This is a genomic window from Sinomonas sp. (assembly GCF_051955515.1).
Taxonomy (GTDB): domain Bacteria; phylum Actinomycetota; class Actinomycetes; order Actinomycetales; family Micrococcaceae; genus Sinomonas.
Genome location: NZ_JBQCGQ010000314.1, coordinates 1 through 2,728 on the forward strand (window position 1 = coordinate 1; position 2,728 = coordinate 2,728).

Sequence of the window (2,728 nt, forward strand, 5' to 3'; positions counted from 1 at the left end):
CGCCGCACTCCCGGTGTTGGCGGCCCTGGCAGACCGGCATCTCGAGGCTCGCGTCTGACCTTCCATTTCCACCGTACCGCGCCCCGTGGGGCTTGCGGCAAGGCCCCGGGGGTGCCGGAGAATCGGCGGCGTGAATGGGGAAATGGCGGGGCATCAGGTGGTCATTGTCGGGGCAGGCCCAACTGGGCTCATGCTGGCGGGGGAATTGGCCTTGGCGGGGATCGACGTCGCCATAGTGGAAAAGCGGGAGAATCAGGACCTTATCGGCCAGCGGGCGCTCGGCTTCTTGTCGCGCACAATAGAGGTTTTCGATCAGCGCGGAATCGCGGACCGATTCCTGGAGCAGGGCAAAACCGGGCAGGTCGGCGGCTTCGCCTGGATCCCACTCGACATCAGCGACTTCCCCACCCGGCACAATTACGGACTCGGGCTCGCCCAGCAGCACATCGAGCGCATTCTGGCCGACTGGGTGGACGAGCTCGGCGTCTCGGTCTATCGGGGACGCGACGTGACGGGGTTCGCGCAGGACGCGGCCGGCGTCGTGGTCAATCTTGTGGACGACGCGACGGTGAGCGCACAGTACCTCGTGGCGTGCGACGGCGGGCGGAGCCGGATCCGCAAGGCCGCCGGCATCGAGTTCGAGGGCTGGGACGCGACCACGAGCAGCCTGATCGCGGAGGTCGAGATGGACGAGGAACCCGAGTGGGGGCTGCGCCGTCAGGGCTTCGGCCTGCACGGCCTGTCGAAGGTGGAGGGCACCGAGTCGGTCCGCTGCATGGTCACTGAAGAGCACCCCGGCCGGACCGACGAACCGACCCTGCAGGATCTGAGCAAGGGGCTCATCGCGGTGTACGGCACCGACTTCGGGCTGCGGAGCGCGGCGTGGATCTCGCGGTTCTCGGACACCACCCGTCAGGCCGACTCATACCGCAAAGGACGCGTGCTTCTCGCTGGCGACGCCGCGCACATCCACTCGCCCATGGGTGGCCAGGGCTTGGGCGTCGGCGTGCAGGATGCCGTGAACCTCGGCTGGAAGCTCGCGCAGGTGGTGAAGGGGACGTCGCCGGAGAGTCTTCTGGACACGTATCACGACGAGCGGCACCCCGTCGCCGCGCGGGTGCTGCACAACACTATGGCGCAGGTCGCCCTCAGCCGAACGGACGAGCGCACGGACGCACTGCGCGACATCGTAACCGAGCTGCTCGGCATGGACGAGCCACGCAAGCGGATCGCCGGGATGATGAGCGGCCTCGACATCCATTACCACCTCGGCAACGGCCACCCGCTCCTCGGGCGCCGCATGCCCGACCTCGACCTCGCCACCGCCGACGGCCCTTTGCGCGTGTTCTCCTTGCTGCACACGGCACGACCGGTGCTGATCAACTTCGGCGAGCCCGGCGCGATCGATGTCGGCGCATGGACTGAGCGAGTCCAACTGGTCGACGCCGAGTACGCGGACCCGTGGGAGCTTCCAGTGCTCGGCCCGGTCCCCGCGCCCGGCGCAGTTCTCGTTCGACCGGACGGTTACGTCGCCTGGGTAGGAGACGCCTCCCAGAGCGGGCTGCGCGAGGCGCTCAGCACGTGGTTCGGCCAGACCTCGGGTTAGGTCACCGCAGCGCCTCACCAGATCGGTCGGCGGGCCTGCGGGGTGTAGCTACTGATCCTTCCAGGAATGTCCCGCTCTAAACCTCTGTTAGAGCGGGACATTTCCGAGAGCACCATGGGCGCTAACGGCTCAGGGCCGTGCGCACCGAAGGCCACGACTTGAGGACCCGCAGCACGTCCTCGTTGTTCTCGTTCGCGAGGGCGGTCTCGTAGGACGAGTTGAGGACGTCGTCGAGCGCCACGCGCCAGCCGAGGGACGCGCTCTGCACAGCGGCTTCGACCATGGCGAGGCTCATGATGTTGGCGTGCACCTCGCCCATCGGGGTTGAGCCCGACCGGACCGCTGCGATGAATTCCCGCAGCGATCCCGCGATGTCCTGACCAGGGTCGTCGACAGAGCGGACGACGGCGGCCTCGGCCTGCGCGGGCAGGTCCGCCGCCGGCTCGTGGCCGCCATCCCAGAGCACGGTCCCCCTCTCCCCCGAGATCCGCCACGATCCGTTCCACGAGGTCTCGAAGCCCGGGCTGCACCAGCTTCCGTTGAACACGAATCGTGCGCCGCCGGCCATCTCGAACGTCGCCGTCGCGGCCGCGTTCCCCGCGTACCAGCTCCACGAAGGGTTGAACTCCTCGCACCGCACCGAGACGGGATCGGCGTCGAGCAGGAAGCGGGCCATGTCAAACTGGTGGATCGCCATGTCGAGCAGCAGCGGGCTCGGGATCTCCTCGCGGAACCCGCCGAAGTGCGGGGCCTTGAAGAAGTCGACCGACAGGATGCCGAGCGGCCCCAACTCGGAAGACTGCTCCTTCGCCGCGAACAGCTGCCTGTTGTAACGGCGGGACTGGCTCACCATGAACAGCTTCCCCGTCAGCTCGGCGCACGCCGCGAGCGAGAGCCCCTCCGCGACCGTCGAGGCGACCGGCTTCTCCCCCAGCACGGGGAAACCGGCGAGGAGCGCCGCCGTAGTCACGGGGTGGTGAGCCGCAGGGATGGTGACGTTGATGATCGCCTCCGCGCCGACAGCGCGGGCGAGGCCCACGGCGTCTGCCCCTGCCGGCAGCTCGGGTCGCCCGAGCTCCGCGGCAGCGGAGGATGCGGCGGCGAGGTCGAGGTCGGCAATCC

2 protein-coding genes are annotated in these 2,728 nt (G+C 68.5%); one reads left to right on the plus strand and one right to left on the minus strand.

The genetic code is table 11. From position 1 onward, the window contains the following. Nucleotides 1-130: 130 nt before the first annotated feature. A complete protein-coding gene (locus ACTHL9_RS18660; protein WP_440520757.1) occupies nt 131-1,606 on the plus strand; it encodes an FAD-dependent monooxygenase in 1,476 nt (491 codons plus the stop codon). A 121-nt stretch (nt 1,607-1,727) separates the two neighbouring features. Here the strand turns inward: ACTHL9_RS18660 and ACTHL9_RS18665 are convergent, their stop codons facing one another. Next, the gene (locus ACTHL9_RS18665; protein WP_440520758.1) at nt 1,728-2,726 is read right to left on the minus strand and encodes a Gfo/Idh/MocA family protein; all 999 of its coding nucleotides are present in this window, start codon (nt 2,724-2,726) and stop codon (nt 1,728-1,730) included. Nucleotides 2,727-2,728: the final 2 nt, after the last annotated feature.